General features: G+C 61.0%; 18 protein-coding genes. 9 read left to right on the top strand and 9 right to left on the bottom strand.

Features of this window, described 5'->3' with window-relative positions:
• The first annotated feature begins 145 nt into the window (after positions 1 to 145).
• On the top strand, positions 146 to 1066 hold the full coding sequence (locus tag AC1Q6D_RS06725) for a LysR substrate-binding domain-containing protein (RefSeq protein ID WP_158249386.1): 921 nt from the start codon (positions 146 to 148) through the stop codon (positions 1064 to 1066).
• A gap of 250 nt (positions 1067 to 1316) precedes the next feature.
• Here the strand turns inward: AC1Q6D_RS06725 and AC1Q6D_RS06720 are convergent, their stop codons facing one another.
• From AC1Q6D_RS06720 to AC1Q6D_RS06680, 9 genes are read right to left on the bottom strand one after another with little or no spacing between them, the layout of a single operon-like run.
• Positions 1317 to 2498, bottom strand: coding sequence for an acyl-CoA dehydrogenase (locus AC1Q6D_RS06720; RefSeq protein ID WP_103404243.1), 1182 nt, complete (start codon positions 2496 to 2498; stop codon positions 1317 to 1319).
• A 34-nt stretch (positions 2499 to 2532) separates the two neighbouring features.
• Complete coding sequence (locus tag AC1Q6D_RS06715) at positions 2533 to 3735, bottom strand: 3-oxoadipyl-CoA thiolase (RefSeq protein ID WP_103404242.1); 1203 nt, start codon at positions 3733 to 3735, stop codon at positions 2533 to 2535.
• Complete coding sequence (locus AC1Q6D_RS06710; protein WP_103404241.1) at positions 3732 to 5252, bottom strand: 3-hydroxyacyl-CoA dehydrogenase; 1521 nt, start codon at positions 5250 to 5252, stop codon at positions 3732 to 3734. Before AC1Q6D_RS06710 ends, AC1Q6D_RS06715 begins: the two co-directional genes overlap by 4 nt.
• A 10-nt stretch (positions 5253 to 5262) precedes the next feature.
• Complete coding sequence (locus AC1Q6D_RS06705) at positions 5263 to 6207, bottom strand: electron transfer flavoprotein subunit alpha/FixB family protein (protein WP_103404240.1); 945 nt, start codon at positions 6205 to 6207, stop codon at positions 5263 to 5265.
• A complete protein-coding gene (locus tag AC1Q6D_RS06700; RefSeq protein ID WP_103404239.1) occupies positions 6207 to 6956 on the bottom strand; it encodes an electron transfer flavoprotein subunit beta/FixA family protein in 750 nt (249 codons plus the stop codon). The genes AC1Q6D_RS06705 and AC1Q6D_RS06700 overlap by 1 nt, the downstream gene beginning before the upstream one ends.
• Positions 6957 to 6986: 30 nt before the next feature.
• Positions 6987 to 8129 (bottom strand): acyl-CoA dehydrogenase family protein, encoded by a 1143-nt coding sequence (locus AC1Q6D_RS06695; RefSeq protein ID WP_103404238.1) that lies wholly within the window; start codon positions 8127 to 8129, stop codon positions 6987 to 6989.
• Between the two features lie 11 nt (positions 8130 to 8140).
• Complete coding sequence (locus tag AC1Q6D_RS06690) at positions 8141 to 9337, bottom strand: acyl-CoA dehydrogenase family protein (protein WP_047528111.1); 1197 nt, start codon at positions 9335 to 9337, stop codon at positions 8141 to 8143.
• A gap of 48 nt (positions 9338 to 9385) precedes the next feature.
• Complete coding sequence (locus tag AC1Q6D_RS06685) at positions 9386 to 10246, bottom strand: enoyl-CoA hydratase/isomerase family protein (RefSeq protein ID WP_103404237.1); 861 nt, start codon at positions 10244 to 10246, stop codon at positions 9386 to 9388.
• A 51-nt stretch (positions 10247 to 10297) separates the two neighbouring features.
• The gene (locus AC1Q6D_RS06680) at positions 10298 to 11074 is read right to left on the bottom strand and encodes an enoyl-CoA hydratase (RefSeq protein ID WP_103404236.1); all 777 of its coding nucleotides are present in this window, start codon (positions 11072 to 11074) and stop codon (positions 10298 to 10300) included.
• 169 nt (positions 11075 to 11243) lie between these two features.
• Between AC1Q6D_RS06680 and AC1Q6D_RS06675 the strand changes: the two genes are divergently transcribed.
• The 8 genes from AC1Q6D_RS06675 to AC1Q6D_RS06640 all read left to right on the top strand — a co-directional run bounded on the left by AC1Q6D_RS06675 (position 11244) and on the right by AC1Q6D_RS06640 (position 19265).
• The gene (locus tag AC1Q6D_RS06675; RefSeq protein WP_103404235.1) at positions 11244 to 12908 is read left to right on the top strand and encodes an AMP-binding protein; all 1665 of its coding nucleotides are present in this window, start codon (positions 11244 to 11246) and stop codon (positions 12906 to 12908) included.
• Positions 12909 to 12954: 46 nt separating this feature from the next.
• On the top strand, positions 12955 to 13722 hold the full coding sequence (locus AC1Q6D_RS06670; protein WP_047528102.1) for an SDR family NAD(P)-dependent oxidoreductase: 768 nt from the start codon (positions 12955 to 12957) through the stop codon (positions 13720 to 13722).
• 31 nt (positions 13723 to 13753) lie between these two features.
• Entirely contained in the window at positions 13754 to 14536 is a 783-nt protein-coding gene (gene badI / locus AC1Q6D_RS06665) for a 2-ketocyclohexanecarboxyl-CoA hydrolase (protein ID WP_103404234.1), read from the top strand.
• Positions 14537 to 14595: 59 nt separating this feature from the next.
• The gene (gene aliB, locus AC1Q6D_RS06660) at positions 14596 to 15735 is read left to right on the top strand and encodes a cyclohexanecarboxyl-CoA dehydrogenase (RefSeq protein ID WP_103404313.1); all 1140 of its coding nucleotides are present in this window, start codon (positions 14596 to 14598) and stop codon (positions 15733 to 15735) included.
• A gap of 73 nt (positions 15736 to 15808) precedes the next feature.
• Positions 15809 to 16288, top strand: coding sequence for a MarR family winged helix-turn-helix transcriptional regulator (locus AC1Q6D_RS06655; RefSeq protein ID WP_103404233.1), 480 nt, complete (start codon positions 15809 to 15811; stop codon positions 16286 to 16288).
• 118 nt (positions 16289 to 16406) lie between these two features.
• Positions 16407 to 17708, top strand: a complete 1302-nt coding sequence (locus AC1Q6D_RS06650; RefSeq protein ID WP_103404232.1) for an OprD family porin — start codon at positions 16407 to 16409, stop codon at positions 17706 to 17708.
• Positions 17709 to 17852: 144 nt separating this feature from the next.
• On the top strand, positions 17853 to 18374 hold the full coding sequence (locus tag AC1Q6D_RS06645; RefSeq protein WP_103404231.1) for a GNAT family N-acetyltransferase: 522 nt from the start codon (positions 17853 to 17855) through the stop codon (positions 18372 to 18374).
• Positions 18375 to 18935: 561 nt separating this feature from the next.
• The gene (locus AC1Q6D_RS06640; protein ID WP_047528094.1) at positions 18936 to 19265 is read left to right on the top strand and encodes a hypothetical protein; all 330 of its coding nucleotides are present in this window, start codon (positions 18936 to 18938) and stop codon (positions 19263 to 19265) included.
• Positions 19266 to 19360: the final 95 nt, after the last annotated feature.

Genomic DNA, 19360 nt, shown 5'->3' with positions numbered 1-19360 from the left:
TTTTATGGGACTTGGCAGCGAACGAATTTGTGTGTGAGGATGACCGAGCGATTGTTGTTCTGGATGTCGGCTCCAGCCCAAGACTAAGTAGTTGATGGCAGTTGGGATACCCGCTCAAACCTTATACGTGGCATGCAGAAATCTTATGACTGACGAGAAGAGAGCTGTTCCTGCGATGAAGGCGCTCCTGGCCTTCGAGGCCGTAGTCAGATTGGGGTCCATGACCGCAGCGGCCAAGGAAATCGGGACAACCCAGCCTGCCATATCCCAGCAGATTAGAAGCCTTGAGGAATCTGTCGGGGGGCCGTTGCTTGATCGGTCTGGCAACCAGCTTCGACCGACCTTGAACGGCAAACGCTTCTATGAAGACCTATCGCCGCTATTATCAAATTTGCATTCAGCGCTGGGGCGCGTTCAGGCAAGTTTCTCCAACCATGTTCCTTTAATCACTATTTCTGCCAATTTCGGCTTCTCCCATCTCTGGTTGTTGCCTCGGCTGCACCTCTTGCAGCGTGAATTCCCTGATCTGCGGTTCCAAATCCTTCCGGTAGATATACACGACACCTCCAACCTCCATGACGTCGACCTTGCCATCAGTTTCGATCAGCGAGACCCAAGACAGGAAACCGAAATCATGCTCGCCCCTGAAAGAGTCTTCCCCGTGTGTAGCCCAGGCTTTGCCCAGGCACATGGCTTGGGCGCTGAGGTGACAGAGCGGGATTTGCGGTCGGTTGCGCTACTGCATATGGATGAGCGCAACCCACGATGGCTAGACTGGGCAAGGTGGTCAGCCCTGGCTGGATTCGGTCCAATTGATGAGAAAACGAGCTTCACCTTCAACAATTATCCGTTGCTGTTGAATGCCGCTATTCAGGGGCATGGCCTCACGCTAGCGTGGGGGGCGCTCGTGGAGCAGGCCGTGCAGGACGGGCTGTTGGTGCGGCTGGGGCCAACAGTGTTGCGTAAGGATCACGGTTATCTGCTGCGTACCAGGCATCGCAACAATTCATTGATCACTCCAGTGATCGACTGGTTCAAGGCGTCCATCATTCAGGCGAGTACGTGACGCCGCAAGGCTTGGACAGCAACTGCGATGCGTCGCATTTTGGAAAGCATCCGCCGAAGTCCCCCTGCCCAGCTTACGCAAGACGACTTCAGCAGACGTTTACAGCACGCATGCATGGGCATGATCCGCCAGGTGCTGCTGACGACACAGCGGACAACTGAGATCGGGCACCCACTACCACATCAGTGAATGCCAGCCTGACTTACGCAAGGCGAGTCGGACGCACGCTTACACTTTTTTCAGGCAACCATCAGAAAAACGCCTGGATACCGGTCTGCGCACGGCCGAGGATCAGCGCATGCACATCGTGGGTGCCTTCGTAGGTATTGACCACTTCCAGATTGACCAGATGACGGGCCACGCCAAATTCGTCACTGATGCCGTTACCGCCCAACATATCCCGCGCCAGGCGCGCGATCTCCAGCGACTTGCCGCAGCTGTTGCGCTTCATGATCGAAGTGATTTCAACCGCGGCCGTGCCTTCGTCCTTCATCCGCCCCAGGCGCAGGCAACCCTGCAAGGCCAGGGTTATTTCGGTCTGCATGTCTGCCAGCTTCTTTTGGATCAACTGGTTGGCAGCCAACGGGCGACCAAACTGGATGCGATCCAGCACGTACTGGCGCGCAGTGTGCCAACAATCTTCAGCCGCACCGAGCGCGCCCCAGGCGATCCCGTAGCGTGCCGAGTTCAGGCAGGTGAACGGCCCGCGCAAACCGCGCACTTCAGGGAAAGCGTTCTCTTCAGGGCAGAACACGTTATCCATGACGATTTCGCCGGTAATCGATGCACGCAGCCCGACCTTGCCATGGATCACCGGCGCGCTCAGGCCCTGCCAGCCTTTCTCCAGGACGAAGCCACGAATCTGACCTTCATCGTCTTTGGCCCAGACCACGAAGACATCGGCGATCGGGCTGTTGGTGATCCACATCTTGTTCCCGGTGAGGCGGTAGCCGCCTTCGACTTTTCTTGCCCGGGTAATCATCGAGCCCGGATCGGAGCCGTGGTTCGGTTCGGTCAGGCCGAAGCAACCGATGTAATGACCGCTGGCCAGCTTCGGCAGGTATTTCTGTTTGGTGGCTTCGTTGCCGAACTCGTTGATGGGCACCATCACCAGGGAGGACTGCACGCTCATCATCGAGCGATAGCCAGAGTCCACGCGCTCGACTTCCCGGGCAATCAGGCCATAGCACACATAGTTCAGACCGCTGCCGCCGTATATCTCGGGAATGGTGGCGCCGAGCAAGCCGGTCTCGCCCATCTCTCGGAAGATAGCCGGGTCCGTCTGCTCATGACGAAAAGCCTCCAGCACCCGGGGCGCGAGCTTGTCGGCGGCGAACTGTTGGGCACTGTCGCGGACCATGCGCTCTTCTTCGGTGAGTTGCTGATCCAGCAGCAGTGGGTCGATCCAGTTGAAGCTTGCCTTGTTGGCCATCGGTAATTCTCCGGGTTCGTTCTTGTGATGTTTGTTAGTCGACGCGTTCAATTACGCAGGCAATGCCCTGGCCCAGGCCAATGCACAAGCTGACCAGGGCGAAGCGCCCGTTGCTGCGTTCCAGTTGACGCACCGCGCTGTAGGCCAGACGGGCACCGGAAGCACCGAGCGGGTGACCGATGGCAATGGCACCACCGTTGGGGTTCAGGCGCGAATCATCGAAGGCCACGCCGAGTTGTCTGGCACAGCCGAGCACTTGCGCGGCAAACGCTTCGTTGATTTCGATCAGGTCCATGTCGGCCAGGCTCAAACCTGCACGCTGCAAGGCCTTGGTGCAGGCCGGCACCGGGCCAAGGCCCATCAGGCGCGGTTCGACACCGGCCACGGCACCGGCCAGGATGCGTGCGCGCGGCTTGAGGCCGGCCTTCTCACCCATGGCGCGCGAGCCAATCAGCAGCGCAGCCGCGCCATCGTTGATGCCCGAGGCGTTGCCGGCGGTAACAACGCCGCCGTCAAACAGTGGTTGTAGGCCTGACAGCGCTTCGAAGTTGCTTTGTGGACGCGGATGCTCGTCACGGTCGACGATCTTCGGCGGCTGCTTGCGCCCTGACGGCACTTCGATCGGCAGAATTTCACCGGCCTGGAAACCGTCCCGCACCGCCGCGTCGAACAGCATCTGACTGCGAGCGGCGTAGGTATCGGCTTCTTCGCGAGTGATGCCCAGTTCATGAGCGACGTTGTCCGCCGTCTGCGGCATCGAATCGGCACCGAACCCGGACTCTACCTTCGGGTTGGGAAAGCGTGCTCCGAGGGTGCTGTCGTAGACATGGAAGTCACGGGACCAGGCGCTTGTCGCCTTGGCCACCACGAACGGCGCACGGCTCATGCTCTCCACGCCGCCCGCAATAAACAGCTCGCCTTCGCCGCAGCGAACGGCGCGGGCAGCATCCAGTACAGCCGCCAGGCCAGAGCCGCAGAGACGATTGACGGTCAAACCGCCAACGGCCGTCGGCAAGCCGGACAGCAGCGCAACATGGCGCGCCAGGTTGCGCCCGTCCTCACCGGCCTGGCTGCTGCAGCCGGCGATCAAGTCTTCATAGTCGCGCACCTCAAACGGGTTACGCGCCACCAGCGCGCGCACGACAGAGGCCAGCAGGTCATCGGGACGCACACCGGCCAACGCGCCACCGTGGCGACCGAAGGGTGAACGCAGGCCATCGTAGATATAAGCCGTCATGCTGGGTCCTCGGGGGTGGTCAGGGGCAGGCCGAGCTGGACCCGGCGACGCAGCCAGGGGCTGACCCGATAGCGCGGATCCTGATACAGCTCATGCAGTTGGTGCAGGATCTGCTGGATCTGCAACGCACCGTAATGGTCGCCAAAACCCAGCGGACCATGGGGGTAACCGAGGGCCAACTGCACCGCACGGTCCAGGGTCGCCGGCTCGGCGATGCGACGCTGGGCAATCTCGCAACCCAGGTTGACGATCCCGGCTAGCACGCGCTGGGCGATGAAGCCCGGCGAGTCATTGATGACTTCCACCGGCACGCCATCGACGCCCAGGGCCTGGCACGCCTGATCCAGAACCAACGCGTCGAGCGCCGGTGGGCGCATCAACACGCGACGCGTGTCGAAACCGACGAAGGTTTCCAGCGCCAGGCTGCGTTGCGGTGGCAGTCGCTTGCGGGCGATCACGCTGCTGGCATCCTCGCCCAAAGGCGTGACCAGGCAGATGGCGTTCGCACTCGGTTGATCGCCCTGCTCCAGCACCACGCCAGCAGCGGACAGCACCGCGGCGATCCGCTCGCGCATGGCCGAGTCGTCGCAGTCCAGCCAGAACGGCTGGGTGATCGCCACCTGCGGCGGCGACTGCTCCGCTTGCTCGACCACACGACCGTCCTGGTAGCGATAAAAGCCCTGCCCGGTCTTGCGCCCCAGCAAACCACTGGCCAGACGCGGTGGCACCAGTGCCGACGGGGTGTAGCGCGGGTCGTGGTAAAACTGCGCGTGTATCGACTCCATCACCGCATGGGAAATGTCGAGGCCAACCAGGTCGAACAGTTCGAACGGCCCCATGCGAAAGCCGAGGCTGTCCTTGAGGATGCGATCGATCTGCGCCGGGGTGGCGATCCCCTCGCCCAGGATACGCAAGGCCTCCGGACCGAAGGCCCGCCCGGCATGGTTGACCAGGAAGCCCGGTGAATCAGGCGTTGTCGCGGCAAAATGCCCAGCGTGCCCGGCCAACGCCGCCAGGCGTTGAATCACCTGCGGGTCGGTCAGTTCACCACGCACCACTTCGACGATTTTCATCAGTGGTACCGGGTTGAAAAAGTGAAACCCGGCCACCCGCTCTGGATGTTTGCAGGCACTGGCAATCAGGCTCACCGACAAGGATGAGGTGTTGGTCGCCAGCACCGCGTCGGCCCTGACCACTTGTTCCAGCGCACGGAACAACCCCTGCTTGGCCTCAAGGTTTTCAACAATTGCCTCGATCAATAAATCGCAATCGGCCAAGGCTTCAAGGCTGATGGCCGGGCGCATGCAAGCCAGCGCGCTCGCCAGCGCTTCGTTGCTCAACTTGCCCTTGGCGGCGGAGCGCTCCAGCACGGCCCGATTGGCTTGCAGCGCCTCCTGCGTCGCTTCGCTGCGACTGTCATACAACAACACCGGAACGCCAGCGGTGGCGAACAACTGGGCGATCCCCCGGCCCATCGCGCCGCTGCCGATCACACCGATCTGTTTGAACGTATTCACAAGCACCTCCTCAAATCGCCCGTTCCAGTTCCGGCACGGCGTCGAACAGATCCGCCACCAGGCCGTAGTCGGCGACCTGGAAGATCGGCGCCTCTTCGTCCTTGTTGATCGCCACGATGACCCTGGAATCCTTCATGCCGGCCAGATGCTGGATGGCACCCGAGATGCCCACCGCGATGTACAACTGCGGCGCGACGATCTTGCCGGTCTGACCGACTTGCATGTCGTTGGGTACAAAACCGGCATCGACGGCGGCACGCGATGCACCCACGCCCGCGCCAAGCTTGTCGGCCAGCGCATAGAGGTGTTTGAAGTTGTCGCCGTTCTGCATGCCACGGCCACCCGACACAACAATCTTCGCGGCGGTCAGCTCCGGGCGATCGGACTTGGCCAATGCTTCACTGACGAAGACCGACTGACCGCTGTCGGTGACCAGGGCGAGCGCTTCGATGACGGCGTTGCCCCCTTCGGCGGCAGCGGCATCGAATCCGGTGCCGCGCACGGTGATCACCTTCACGCTGGCAGAGGACTGCACCGTCGCGATGGCGTTGCCCGCATAGATCGGGCGCTTGAAGGTATCGGCGCTTTCGACCGCGATGATCTCGGAGATCTGGTCGACGTCCAGTGCGGCGGCGACGCGCGGCAGGATGTTTTTGCCATTGGACGTGGCGGCAGCCAGGATGTGGCTGTAGCTGTCAGCCGCGGCTTCTTGAACAAGCGCGACGATCAACGGCGCGACGTTTTCCGGCAACCCGTGCGCGTAGGCAGCGTTGTCGGCCAGCAGCACTTTCGTCACGCCTGCCACCTTCGCCGCGGCCTCTGCCGCGGCGCCCGCGCCCTGACCGGCGACCAGCACATGAATATCGCCGCCGATCTGCTGCGCAGCCGTCACGGTGTTGAGGGTGGCAGCCGCCAGTGCTGCGTGGGTGTGTTCAGCGATAACCAGGATAGCCATTAGATTACCTTCGCCTCGTTCTTCAGTTTCTCGACCAGTTCGGCCACCGACTTGACCTTGATCCCGGCGCTACGCGCGGCCGGTGCTTCGACTTTCAGGGTCTGCAGGGTGCCCGCGCAACTGACGCCCAGGGCACTCGGGGTGAGCACCTCCAGCGGCTTCTTCTTGGCCTTCATGATGTTGGGTAGCGACGCGTAGCGCGGCTCGTTCAGGCGCAGGTCGGTGGTGACGATGGCCGGCAGTTTCAGGGAAACCGTCTGTGCGCCGCCGTCGATTTCGCGGGTCACGGCCACGCTGTCGCCGCTGATGGCGACTTTCGAAGCGAAGGTGCCCTGACCGTAGCCGCTCAATGCCGCAAGCATCTGGCCGGTCTGGTTGTTGTCGCTGTCGATGGCCTGTTTGCCAAGGATCACCAACTGAGGCTGTTCCTTGTCGACAACCGCTTTCAACAGCTTGGCAACGGCCAGGGACGTCAGATCTTCGGCGGATTCGACCAGGATGGCGCGGTCGGCACCCAGCGCCAGCGCGGTGCGCAGTTGCTCCTGTACCGCACTGCTGCCGATGCTGACGACCACCACCTCGGTGGCAATCCCTTGTTCTTTGAGGCGCACCGCTTCTTCCACGGCGATTTCGCAGAAGGGGTTCATCGCCATCTTGACGTTGGCAAGGTCAACGCCGGAGTGGTCCGCCTTCACGCGAACCTTGACGTTGAAATCAACCACACGTTTTACCGCAACCAGTACTTTCATAGTGTGCTCCCGTGTTAGTGCAGTGATCGGTCAGGCGCTGTACAGCAGCTCGGCGTAGGCCTGCAAATGGTGATCGTCATCGCCCAATTGATGACCCAGCATCACCAGGCGCTTGGCGTGATGGGCCAGGCTGTACTCCCAGGTCATGCCGATACCACCGTGCAACTGGATCGCTTGCTCGGCGATCAGGCGTGCGGCGCGGACCACCACGAACTTCGCGGCGGCCAGTTGCCGGCTGCGTTCGTCGCCGTCGGCTTGATCAGCCACACAGGCGGCAAGGATGGCCATGGAGGTGGCCATTTCCAGCTCGCCGCACATGTCGGCCATGCGATGCTGCAGTACCTGGAATTTGCCGATTGGCGTGCCGAACTGCTTGCGCGTCTTCAGGTAGTCGAGGGTCAGGCGAAAGGCTTCCTGCATGCCGCCGACGGCCTCGGCGCACTGCCCGGCAATGGCCCGACCCTGCTGATAACGCAACGCCGGCAAGGCTTCACCGATGTCACCGAGCAAAGCACCCCGGGACACAAAGACATCGTCGAGAATCAGATCACTGGCTCGCGGGCCATCGATGCAGGGGTAATCGCGACGCTGCAACCCATGGGCTTGCGCCTCGACCAGAAACAGGCTGATGCCCTGTTCGCAACGTGTATCACCGCTGGTTCGTGCCGACACCAGGATCAATCCCGCACTGGCCGCGCCCACCACGCAGATCTTGCGCCCGGACAGGCACCAGCCACCCTCGACCGGGCGCGCCTGGGTCTGCACATCGTGCAGCTGGTAATGGCTTTGCAGTTCTTCCAGAGCCACCGCCAGTTGCAGTGAGCCTTCGGCCACCCGCGGCAGCAGGTCTGCCTTTTGGCTGGCATCACCGAGTTGTTGCAGCAGGCCGGCCGCGTGAATCTGCGACTGCAGGAAGGGCTCCAGGCACAGGTGGCGACCGAGCTCGGTCATGATCAGCAGGTTGTCCACGCCGCTGCCACCGAAGCCGCCATGTTCCTGGGCAATCGGCACCGAACACAGGCCCAGTTCTGCCATCTGGTTCCAGAACACCGGGCTCATGCCGGCTTCGCTGTGGTAATAGCCTTCGCGGGCTTCGAAGCTGTAGTGGTCGCGGGCCAGTCGGGCCACGGTGTCTTGCAGCATTTGCTGCTCGGAGCTGAGTGTGAAGTCCATTGCGTGCCTCCTTAAAGCTCAAGAATCATCTTGGCGATGATGTTCTTTTGAATTTCATTGGAGCCGCCGTAGATAGACAGCTTGCGAAGGTTGAAATACTGGCTGGCGGGGGCGGCGCTGTAGTCGCTGTGCAGCGCAGTGCCGGTAAAGTCGTCGGTCAATTGCGCTTCGACGAAAGGCAACGCCTTGGCGCCCAGCGCCTTGCGCAACAGGTGACTGATGGCCTGGCGAATTTCCGAGCCTTTGATTTTCAGGATCGAGCTTTCGGCACCGGGCACACCACCGGCCTGGGCAGCAGCGAGGATGCGCAAGGTGCTCATCTCGATGGCCAGCAGCTCAATCTCCACCTGGGCGACCTGCAAGCGAAACTGCGGGTCCTGCAGCAACGGCCGGCCGTTGCGCAACTCCTGCCGGGCGACCGCTTTGAGGTGCGCCAAGGCTGCCTTGGATTGGCCGATGCCAGCCTGCCCGGTGCGCTCGTGGGTCAGCAGGTATTTGGCGCAGGTCCAGCCCTGGTTCTCTTCGCCCACCAGGTTTTCCACTGGCACGCGGACGTTGTCGAAGAACACTTCGTTGACCTCATGCTCGCCCTCGAGCGTGATGATCGGGCGAACGCTGATGCCCGGCGTGGTCATGTCGATCAGCAGGAAGGAAATGCCCCGCTGCTGCCGGGCTTCGCTGTCCGTGCGCACCAGGCAGAAAATCATGTTGGCGTGCTGGCCGAGCGTGGTCCAGGTCTTCTGGCCATTGACCACATAGTGGTCGCCCTCGCGCACGGCACGGGTCTTGAGGCTGGCCAGGTCCGAACCGGCACCCGGTTCCGAGTAGCCCTGGCACCACCAGTCTTCTCCGCTCAGGATGCGTGGCAGGTAATGCGCCTGCTGCGCCGGGTTGCCGAATTTCATGATCACCGGCGCAACCATATTGACGCCGAAGGAGATCAGGCGCGGCGCACCGAAGGCGGCGCACTCCTGCTCGAAAATGTGTTTTTGCACCACGCTCCAACCGGTGCCACCAAAGGTCACCGGCCAATTGGCCGCGTACCAGCCACGCCGGGCAAGGATGCGCTGCCAGCGTTGGTGGTCGTCCTTGCTCAGACGCTTGCCCAGGCGAACGCTATTGGCGATGTCCGCCGGCAGCGCGTCACGAAGGAAAGCACGCACCTCGGTGCGGAACTCAAGCTCGGCGGGTGTGTAGTGGATGTCCATGCAAAGTCCTCGGTCGATGGTCAGGCCAACACCAGGCTGGCCGCAGGTTCAGCGTTGGCCGTTCTTGGCTGTCTGGCGCCGGGCAAAGAAATCTTCGATCAGCGCTGCACGTTGGGGCGATGCCATGCATTCGAGAAACAGCGCGCGCTCGCGCTGCAACCCTTCGATCAATGGCATATGGATCGCCGCTTCGATCGCAGCGAGGCAGCGCGGTGCCGAGAACGAATCAGCCTGGGTGCGGCCGATTTCGCTGCGCCGGGCCGCAATCAATGCACTGGCCTCGGCAGACGTCGTTGGTATCGTCATCTGGCCGACGCGCCGCACGCCCACCCGCTCGGCCAACAGGTGCCGCGCATGCGCAAGGCCTGCAACCAGAGGCTCATCGTCGAACAATGCGTCTACAAGTCCGAGCTCCAGTGCCCGGGTTGCCTCGATCGGCTCGCCGCCGATGATCATGTCCAGCGCGCTTTGCACACCCACCAAGCGCGGCAGGCGTTGGCTGCCGCCGCCCCCGGGCAGCAAACCCAGACGGGTTTCCGGCAGGCCGAACCGGGTGGCACGGTGAGCGATGCGGTAGTGACAGCCCAGCGCGACTTCCAGCCCGCCACCCAGCACTGAGCCGTGCAACACCGCCAGCGAGGGCTTGCTGCCGTTCTCGATGGCCAGGGTCAGTTCCTGCAGGATCGGCGCCTGGGCCGGTTGGCCGAACTCGCGAATATCGGCACCGGCAATAAAGGTCTTGCCTGCGCAATAGAGCATGATCAACTCGACCTGCCCGTCCCGCTCGGCCGCCATGAACGCTTGCAACAGCCCGACGCGCACGGCGTGACCGAGGGCATTGACCGGCGGGTTGTCGACCCGGATCAAGGCCACGCCCGCCTCGCGCGTCATTTGTACGACTGAAGTCATCGGACAGCTCCTCTTCTTATAGTTATGCGGCTTGCCAATCGATCGCGTTTCTCAGCGATGGGTCCATACCGGCTGGCGCTTCTGAGTGAAGGCCTGCATGCCCTCCTTCTGGTCCTGACTGGCGAAACTGGCGTGCATCAATCGCCGCTCGAACTGCACACCCTCGGCCAGGGTGGTTTCGAAGGCACGGTTGACCGCTTCTTTGTTGAGTTTCACCGCGATCGCCGGGTGAGCGGCAATCTGCGCGGCCACGGCCAGGGCTTCATCCAGCAGGTCTGCCAGGGGCACCACGCGACTGATCAAGCCGCAGCGCTCGGCCTCATCGACTTCCATGAAGCGCCCGGTCAGGCACACATCCATGGCCTTGGCCTTGCCGATGGCGCGGGTCAGGCGCTGGGTGCCGCCGGCACCGGGCAACGTGCCGACCTTGACTTCGGGCTGGCCGAATCGAGCATTGTCGGCGGCGATGACCATGTCGCACATCATCGCCAACTCGCAGCCCCCGCCCAGCGCCAGACCGGCAACCGCGGCGATCACCGGCTTGCGGCAGCGGGTGACGGTCTCCCAGTTGGCCGTGACGAAATCCTCCAGGTACACATCGGCAAACCCCTTGAACTGCAATTCGCTGAGATCGGCACCGGCCGCGAAGGCTTTGTCGTTGCCGGTAATGACGATGGCCCGAATCCGCTCATCGGCCTCGAAGGCCAGCAGCGCCTGGCCCAGCTCGGTCATCAAGGTGTCATTGAGGGCGTTATGGACAGCCGGGCGATTCAAACGGATCAGGCCGACGGCTGCACGCTGCTCGACAAGGATATTCAGGAAAGCCATGTCACCTACCTCTTGTTGTTCGGTATGGGTTTCGAATATATCCACAGAAAAAATTAAAGACAACATGTTGACACATTAATTTTGAAAGCCTTATCTTCAGCTCATCGAAAGGGCAATACCAGATCGTAAGAAAACAACAATTCCAACCCTTAAGAGTCGATACTTATAAATGAACACCTGGACAGCCACACCACCAGATCGTCATCCGGAAGCGTCCTCCACAAGCGCTATCAGTGACATGATCATTACAGATTACTGGGGTACACAGGTTGCACGAGGCCAAGGCCGCCGCGCCCTGTCGAGCTACCAGGCTGGCGAGAACAATCCTGTCTCGTTTACCTACGGCGAACTGGATGCCGTGGTCACCCGCATGGGTGCCGGCCTGGCCGCCCTGGGTGTGGAAAAAGGCAGTGTGGTGTCCTGCCAGTTGCCCAACGGCTGGCAGATGACAGCCTTGTTCCTGGCCTGTGCCCGTATCGGCGCGGTGTTCAACCCGCTGATGCCGATCTTTCGGGAACGCGAACTGCGCTTCATGCTCGGCCACGCCCGCAGTCATCTTCTGGTCGTGCCCAAACACTTCCGGGGTTTCGATTACGCCAGCATGGCCGAAGGCCTGCGCACCGACCTGCCGGAACTGCGCCATGTTTTGGTGATAGGGGGTGACGGTCACAACAGCTTTGAACAGCAACTGCTCGAGCGGGAATGGGAAAAGGACTGCGATACCCAGGCGCTGTTCGCAGAACGACGCCCCCAGGCCGACGATATTCTCCAGCTGCTCTTCACTTCCGGCACCACGGGTGAACCCAAAGGGGTGCTGCACACCTCCAGGACCCTGCTGAGCAATATCATTCCTTATGCCGAGCGCCTGGGGCTTGGCCACGAAGACATCATCTTCATGGCCTCGCCCATGGCTCACCAGACCGGTTTTCTCTACGGCCTGATGATGCCCATCTACCTCGGCGCGGCAGCGGTACTGCAAGACGTCTGGGATGCGCGCACCGCCATAAGGATCACCGCCGCCGAGCGCCCTACTTTCACGATGGCCTCAACACCGTTTCTCGCCGATTTGATCGAGCTCGCACCGGACAATGGTGACGCGCTCATGAGCCTGCGTTTTTTTGTCTCGGCCGGCGCGCCCATTCCGGAAAGCCTGGTGGAAAAGGCTGGCCACAGCATCAACGCGAAAATCATCTCGGCCTGGGGCATGACCGAAACCGGCGCTTCCACCATGACGCGTCCGCAGGACGATCCCGAGCGGGCCATCTACAGCGACGGCGTGGTGCTACCGCTCATGGATGTGCGGGTGGTCGATGATGCCGGGCTTGCGCTGCCCGCCGGCAGCGAAGGCCATCTTCAGGTCCGCGGCGCGAGCCTGTTCGTGGGCTACCTCAAGCGCCCCGATCTCTACGGCGTTGACGCCCAGGGCTGGTTCTCCACCGGAGACCTGGCCCGTATGGATGCCCAGGGCTACATCCGCATCACCGGACGAACAAAGGATGTCGTCATCCGCGGCGGCGAAAACATTCCGGTGGTTGAGGTGGAAAACCTGCTCTACAAGCACCCGGCCATTTCGGCGGCAGCCCTGGTGGGCTGCCCCGACGAGCGACTCGGTGAACGTGTCTGCGCTTACGTCACGTTGCATGACGGCTATACGGAGCTGAGCCTCGATGACGCGGTGACCTTTCTGCTCGAACACAGCCTGTCGCGCAACTATTTGCCCGAGTACCTGGAGGTGCTGCCTGCCCTGCCCCGCACGCCCTCCGGGAAGATCCAGAAATTCAAGCTGCACGAGCGGGCCGCGAACATTCGCATCGACCCGGTCAAGCGCCGCTGATCAACACACTCGACACACGCAACTCAACTGACTTGGAGAATGCCCCATGAAAGGCCTTAGTGGAAAAACCGTGATCATCACTGGCGGGGGCGGCGGCATCGGCCGCGCGGTGTGCCAGCGCTTCGCCGCCGAAGGCAGCCGGGTGGCGGTGCTGGATCGCGACAGCGCTGCGGCGCAGGTCACCGTCGACCTGATCCGCGAAGCCGGTGGAAAAGCAGTCGCCTATGCCGCCGACATCGCCGACTACGACGCCATCACCCAGACCGTGGCGGCCATCGAAAAAGACTTGGGTGTGCCGACCGTACTGGTCAACAACGCCGGGTTCGACCGCTTCATGCCGTTCCTCAAGACCGAACCAAAGCTCTGGGAGCAGCTGATTTCGATCAACCTGACCGGCGCCCTGAACATGCACCACGTGGTGCTGCCGAAAATGCTCGAGGCCGGTGGCGGCAAAGTCATCAACATTGCCTCGGATGCCGCCCGCGTCGGCTCGTCGGGCGAGGCCGTCTATGCAGCCTGCAAGGCTGGCCTGGTGGGCTTGAGCAAAACCCTGGCGCGGGAGCTGGCGACCAAGAACATCAACGTCAACGTGGTCTGCCCCGGTCCGACCGACACCGCACTGCTCAAAAGCGTGGCCGAAACCTCCAGCAATCCGGAAAAGCTCCTGGAAGCCTTCAAGAATGCCGTGCCGATGCGCCGACTCGGCCAACCGGAAGACTATCCGGGAATCATCGCCCTGCTCGCCAGCGACGATGCCAATTTCATCACCGGTCAAGTCATCAGCGTGTCCGGCGGCCTGACGATGGCTGGCTAAGCCAGACGATACTCATATGGGAGAGCATGCAATGAACTACGAAGACATCCTGTACCAAGAACTCAACGGCGTCGCGACCATCACCATCAACCGTCCCGAGCGCTACAACGCGTTCCGCGGCCAGACCTGTATGGAGCTGATTGACGCGTTCAACCGCGCCGGCTGGAACAAGGAAATCGGCGTCATCGTCTTCACCGGCGCAGGCGACAAGGCCTTTTGCACCGGCGGCGACCAGGGCGCCCATGAAGGCCAGTACGACGGCCGCGGCCTGATCGGCCTGCCGGTCGAAGAGCTGCAGAATCTGATCCGCGAAGTACCCAAGCCAGTGATCGCGCGGGTCAACGGCTTCGCCATCGGTGGCGGGCACGTGCTGCACGTGGTCTGCGACCTGAGCATCGCCTCCGAAAACGCGGTGTTCGGCCAGGTCGGCCCCAAGGTCGGCTCGGTTGACCCGGGCTACGGCACCGCCTACCTGTCGCGCCTGATTGGCGAAAAACGCGCCCGCGAGATCTGGTACCTGTGTCGCAAGTACAGCGCCCAGCAAGCGCTGGACTGGGGGCTGGTCAACGCTGTGGTGCCCCACGAGCAGCTCGATGAAGAAGTACAGAAGTGGTGCGAGGAAATTCTCGAGAAGAGCCCTACCGCGCTGTCCATCGCCAAGCGCTCGTTCAATGCCGACAGCGCCAACATCGGCGGCATCGGCGGCCTCGGCATGCAGGCCCTGAGCCTGTACTACGACACTGAGGAGTCCAGGGAAGGCGTCGCCGCGTTCAAGGAAAAGCGCAAGCCCGAGTTCCGTAAATTCTACAAATGATCCCTGCGCCGGCAGCCATGGCGCTGCCGGTTCAGCACCCGAATGGCCTGGAGAGCATCATGAATTTCGCATTCACAGAACAACAAAATGCCATCCGCGACAGCGTTGCACGATTCAGCGCTGACGTCCTCGCCCCCGGTTACCGCCAACGGGATCGCGACGGCCGCATCGAGCGCGAAGTCATTGCCCAAATGGGCGAAATGGGCCTGCTTGGTGGCGAACTGCCTGAGCAGTTCGGCGGCAGCGGCCTGGACTGTGTCACCGCCGGCCTGATCATCGAAGAACTGGCCCGTGGCGACTTCAACGTCGCGTACATCCCACTGCTGACGTCGTTGAACGGCCAGATCATCGCCCAATACGCCGAATCCTCGCTCGCCCGGGAATGGCTGAGCGAAATGACGGCCGGGCGCAAGGTCGCCTGCATCGCCCTGACCGAACCCGGCGGCGGGTCCGACGCTGCCAGCCTGCGCCTGAAGGCCGAACTCAAAGGCGACGTCTATGTGCTCAACGGCGAAAAAACGTCTATCTCCATGGCCGATCAGGCGGATGTCGCCGTGGTCTTCGCCCGCACCGGCACCGTGGAGCAACGCGCCAGCGGCATCAGCGCTTTTCTGGTGCCCATGAACCTGCCGGGCATCAGCACTACCCGTTTCGAGGATGCCGGCGAGCGTGCCATTGGCCGCGGGTCGATTTTCTTCGACAACGTCGAGGTGCCGGTCAGCCATCGCCTGGGGGATGAAAACAAGGGCTTCAAACAGGTCATGCAGGGCTTCGACTACAGCCGCGCCCTGATCGGTCTGCAGTGCCTGGCCCTGGCCCAGCAGTCGCTGGATGAAACCTGGCAATGGCTGACCGAACGCAAGGCCTTCGGCCAGGCGTTGTCTTCCTTTCAGGGTTTGACCCACCCACTGGCAGAATTGCAGACCTACGTGCATGCTGCGCGCCTGCAGTGCTATTACGCCTTGTGGCTCAAGGATAATAAGCTGCCGCACAATGCCGAGGCGGCCATGAACAAATGGTGGGGACCGAAACTGGCATTCGATGTGGTCAAGCAGTGCCTGCTGGCCCATGGGCACACCGGTTACGGCGAGGACTTGCCGTTCGCCCAGCGCTTGCGCGATGTACTTGGCCTGCAAATCGGTGACGGCACCGCGCAGATCATGAAAAATATCATCGCGCGCGAATTTGTCCCCAACTGATGCCCTGCCTGCTCCGCCAGGCCGGGCGCTCATACAGCCGCGCTCTTCCTTACGGAGCCGACAAGGAACATTGATGAACAATAGCGATACCCGATCCGTACCCAATACGCTGTTTTTCCGGTTGTTCCAGACCGGTAACGTGCTGCAAAGGCAAGTCCAGAAAGAGATGGGCATCAGCACGGTGCAATGGGCCGTGCTCGGCGCACTGTCACGCGAACGTTATGAAGGGGGTATTTCGTTCTTTGAACTGACCGAATACCTGTTCGTCAGTCGCCAGAGCCTGGACGGTGTACTCAAGCGTATGGAGCGCGACAACCATGTGCTGCGCGTGCCCCACCCGGATGACGGACGTGCCCGCCTGGTGCAGTTGACCGATACCGGCAGGGCATTCTGGGACTCTCTGCAGGAAAGGATCCAGACGTTTTACCAGCAGGCATTGAAAGGCTTCAGTTTCGACGACAGCGTCAGCCTGCTGCATTACCTCAACAAGCTACAGGGCGACATGGCCGCCATATCGCTCGGTAGCGAGCAGCAAGACGACGAGGCGCAATAGGCTGATCCCAACCTTCCTGCCCTCGCCCAAGCGTCATTGTTCATAAAACCCTGAACAGCCCTTTCCAGGGGCTGGCTGAACAACAAAAACAACTCACGGCAGGCAGGAACATCACATCATGCGTACAGCCAATCCCGTCACTGGGCATCTGGCCGGGCCGACTCGCGCCCGGTATTCCTTGAAAGCCACTTGTGTGTTTGCGTTATTGCTCGCGACACAGGCCCATGCAGACCTGGTCGCCGACAGCCACATGAGCCTGGAAACACGAAATTTCTACATGAATCGCGATTACCGGGATGCGGGTCTGTCCGACGGACCGCGCCATGATGGCAAGCCTCAGAGCAAGGCCGAAGACTGGGCACAAGGCTTCATTCTGCGCGGTAACTCCGGGTTCACCGAGGGTACGGTCGGCGTTGGCCTGGATGTCCTGGGGCTGGTCGGCGTCAAGCTCGACTCCGGCGGCGGCAGCAGTGGTACGGGAGTCCTGCAGCGCAATCAACGGACCGGCGAGCCCGTCGACGAGTACAGTTTTCTGGCGCCGACCGCCAAACTCAAAGTCGCCAAGACCCTGGTCACCCTCGGCAACCACGAACCGGTCATGCCCGTGTTGTTCCGCAATGACACACGGCTGTTGCCACAAACCTATCAGGGTGGTCAGGTCGTCTCCACTGACATCCAGAACCTGAGCCTCACCGCCGGACAATTTCGCCAGGCCCATCAGCGCGACTCGTCAGACTATGAAGACATGCGCATGGCGGCCGATGGCTCTACCGGCGGCGTGCCCACAGACCGCTTCAACTACGCAGGCGCGACCTACGCCCTCCAGCCCAATCTCAGCGCCACGTTTTACCGCGCCGAACTGAAGGACAATTACAGCCAGAATGCCGCCAGCCTTTTATACAAGTCGGCGTTGACCGAAAGCGTCAACTTCAAGGCCGACCTACGCTACTTCGGCAGCGATAACGAAGGCCATACCAACGTCGACAACCGCTATTTGGGTGGCATGTTCACGGTGAGCAGCCGTGGCCATTCCCTGGGCCTTGGTTATCAAAACCAACGTGGCGACACCGGACTTCCCTATTTGTCGGTTGCCGATCCCTGGGCCTTGAACAACGGCACTTACCAACCCTTTGTCCGGGCCAGGGAAGATTCCTGGCAATTGCGCTATGACTATGACTTTGCCCCCGTGGGCCTGCCCGGACTGACATTGATGACCCGCTACATGCGAGGCAATGATTTCGAGATTCGAGGCGTTGCCGCCAAAGAGTGGGAGCGCAATACCGACATTGCCTACGTGATCCAGAGCGGGCCTTTACGAAACCTGAGCCTGCGCTGGCGCAATGTCACCTATCGCGGCAGCGAAACGACCGATGTGGATGAAAATCGCCTGATCGTCGCCTACACGTTCAAGTTCTGGTAGGCCGAGGTTTACACCCATTGTCCCGGAACTGAATTCAGCCAGAAGTGGCATCGTCACAACCGTGGCGAGGGTGCCCGCTCCCTCGCCACGGTTCATTCGCCGTTCCAACTATCCTTGACGGACGGATATCAGGAGCCACAGGTCATGCCTTCGATAGAGCTGCACGCCGCACAGCGCGACGACCTGGAAACCCTTGAATGCCTGATGCAGTTCTATCTCTATGACTTCAGCGAGTGGTTGCCGTTGAAACTGGCTGAACACGGTTTCTTCAACATCCTGCCCCTGACCGATTACTGGCGAAAACCCGCGACCCGGCCGTTTCTCATCAGGGTGGACGGGGAATTGGCCGGTTTCGTGACCCTGGATGACGAAACTCACCTGCCCGGTGCCGAACACAACATCGGTTACTTGTTCGTGACCCGGCGCTTTCGTGGCCAGGGTGTCGCGAAGTTTGTCGTTTCCACCCTCTTGAGCCGTTTCCCCGGTCAATGGCAGATTTTCCACATCGAGGCGAACCAACCGGCGCGACTGTTCTGGGCTGCGGTCATGCCCGATCTCACGGGTGGCGAGTACAGCCTGCATCACCCGTCGATTGGCGGTTATCCATGCACCCTTTACCGCTTTGAAAAATCGCCACCTTCGCCAGTGCCAAGCCCAATCCCGTAGAACCGCCAAAGGCTCCGATCCTGGCGATCCATCCGCCTCACAGCCCCCCTAGACCCTTTGTGCTAATTCCAAACAGCTTTGTCAGACAATATGTAGTGACGAAAAATATTCACTACAAAACCGTTGACGCCTTCGATTTGCCCTTGCATGATGCAGACGTCTCCCCGATCGGGAGTACACGCAACACGCTTGAGCAAGCTCGTCTGACCGCCGAGCTGTTTTTTCCGGATACACCCTGCCCACAAGGCAGATTGAAGAAGCTGACCTGGCCCGAACGTCCAGTACAAGGACGAGAAGCGCTAGCGATCCATCCTCATGAAGCTTGTGCCCGACCCTGAAAACGTCGGCAGTGGCATGAAGGTATTCGCTGCCTCTCTTCGTTGTGACGCTAACGCGTAGCAGTTATTCAACACGACTACATGCAACAGATGCGGGACCCCGTCGAATATGGCGGACGACTGCTGACGTCCTGGTTTCGGTGCCAGGGATCAACTAACCGATGGGCTACTTGTATTAGCGAATCAACTTTGAAAGATCACCAAATGGTCAAGGGGTTTTAAAATGAATCTGAACAATCAACCAACTATCGAAGAACTGGCTCGTATGTTCGCTGCGCAAAAAGACAGCCACGACAGCCATATTCTGTGGATCAGCAAGTCGGGCCAGGTTCATATCGACTGCCTGTCGCCACATGCCCATGAAACCGAGTTTGACCAGAACAACCAGAACCTGCTCGCCCGACTGAAGATGTACCGTCGCGGCCAGGGCTATGTCGGCAAGAAAGCGGCGGCCGACAAGGACTTCATCGGTAATGTTCTGCAAACGCTGAAACAGACCTGGGCATCGATGCAGAACCAGAACGAAGTTCGGGTGATTGACCGGTTCTACTGATCAGCAAGCGTCATCACTGACATACCCATAAAAAAGGGCCTGCTCCCGATAAGGAGCAGGCCCTTTGTTTATGCCTGGCAGACCACAATGGCCGC

The sequence above is a fragment of the Pseudomonas sp. MT92 genome, from assembly GCF_058792515.1.
The sequence above is the reverse complement of the archived record's forward strand: the minus strand, read 5'-3'. Positions and strand labels throughout refer to the sequence as shown.

What these genes read in the sequence shown, in the direction of transcription:
- AC1Q6D_RS06725 (WP_158249386.1), top strand. Translation starts at nt 146, where the DNA reads ATGACTGACGAGAAGAGAGCTGTTCCTGCGATGAAGGCGCTCCTGGCC.
- AC1Q6D_RS06720 (WP_103404243.1), bottom strand. Translation starts at nt 2,498, where the DNA reads ATGGCCAACAAGGCAAGCTTCAACTGGATCGACCCACTGCTGCTGGAT.
- AC1Q6D_RS06715 (WP_103404242.1), bottom strand. Translation starts at nt 3,735, where the DNA reads ATGACGGCTTATATCTACGATGGCCTGCGTTCACCCTTCGGTCGCCAC.
- AC1Q6D_RS06705 (WP_103404240.1), bottom strand. Translation starts at nt 6,207, where the DNA reads ATGGCTATCCTGGTTATCGCTGAACACACCCACGCAGCACTGGCGGCT.
- AC1Q6D_RS06700 (WP_103404239.1), bottom strand. Translation starts at nt 6,956, where the DNA reads ATGAAAGTACTGGTTGCGGTAAAACGTGTGGTTGATTTCAACGTCAAG.
- AC1Q6D_RS06695 (WP_103404238.1), bottom strand. Translation starts at nt 8,129, where the DNA reads ATGGACTTCACACTCAGCTCCGAGCAGCAAATGCTGCAAGACACCGTG.
- AC1Q6D_RS06690 (WP_047528111.1), bottom strand. Translation starts at nt 9,337, where the DNA reads ATGGACATCCACTACACACCCGCCGAGCTTGAGTTCCGCACCGAGGTG.
- AC1Q6D_RS06685 (WP_103404237.1), bottom strand. Translation starts at nt 10,246, where the DNA reads ATGACTTCAGTCGTACAAATGACGCGCGAGGCGGGCGTGGCCTTGATC.
- AC1Q6D_RS06680 (WP_103404236.1), bottom strand. Translation starts at nt 11,074, where the DNA reads ATGGCTTTCCTGAATATCCTTGTCGAGCAGCGTGCAGCCGTCGGCCTG.
- AC1Q6D_RS06675 (WP_103404235.1), top strand. Translation starts at nt 11,244, where the DNA reads ATGAACACCTGGACAGCCACACCACCAGATCGTCATCCGGAAGCGTCC.
- AC1Q6D_RS06670 (WP_047528102.1), top strand. Translation starts at nt 12,955, where the DNA reads ATGAAAGGCCTTAGTGGAAAAACCGTGATCATCACTGGCGGGGGCGGC.
- badI (WP_103404234.1), top strand. Translation starts at nt 13,754, where the DNA reads ATGAACTACGAAGACATCCTGTACCAAGAACTCAACGGCGTCGCGACC.
- aliB (WP_103404313.1), top strand. Translation starts at nt 14,596, where the DNA reads ATGAATTTCGCATTCACAGAACAACAAAATGCCATCCGCGACAGCGTT.
- AC1Q6D_RS06655 (WP_103404233.1), top strand. Translation starts at nt 15,809, where the DNA reads ATGAACAATAGCGATACCCGATCCGTACCCAATACGCTGTTTTTCCGG.
- AC1Q6D_RS06650 (WP_103404232.1), top strand. Translation starts at nt 16,407, where the DNA reads ATGCGTACAGCCAATCCCGTCACTGGGCATCTGGCCGGGCCGACTCGC.
- AC1Q6D_RS06645 (WP_103404231.1), top strand. Translation starts at nt 17,853, where the DNA reads ATGCCTTCGATAGAGCTGCACGCCGCACAGCGCGACGACCTGGAAACC.
- AC1Q6D_RS06640 (WP_047528094.1), top strand. Translation starts at nt 18,936, where the DNA reads ATGAATCTGAACAATCAACCAACTATCGAAGAACTGGCTCGTATGTTC.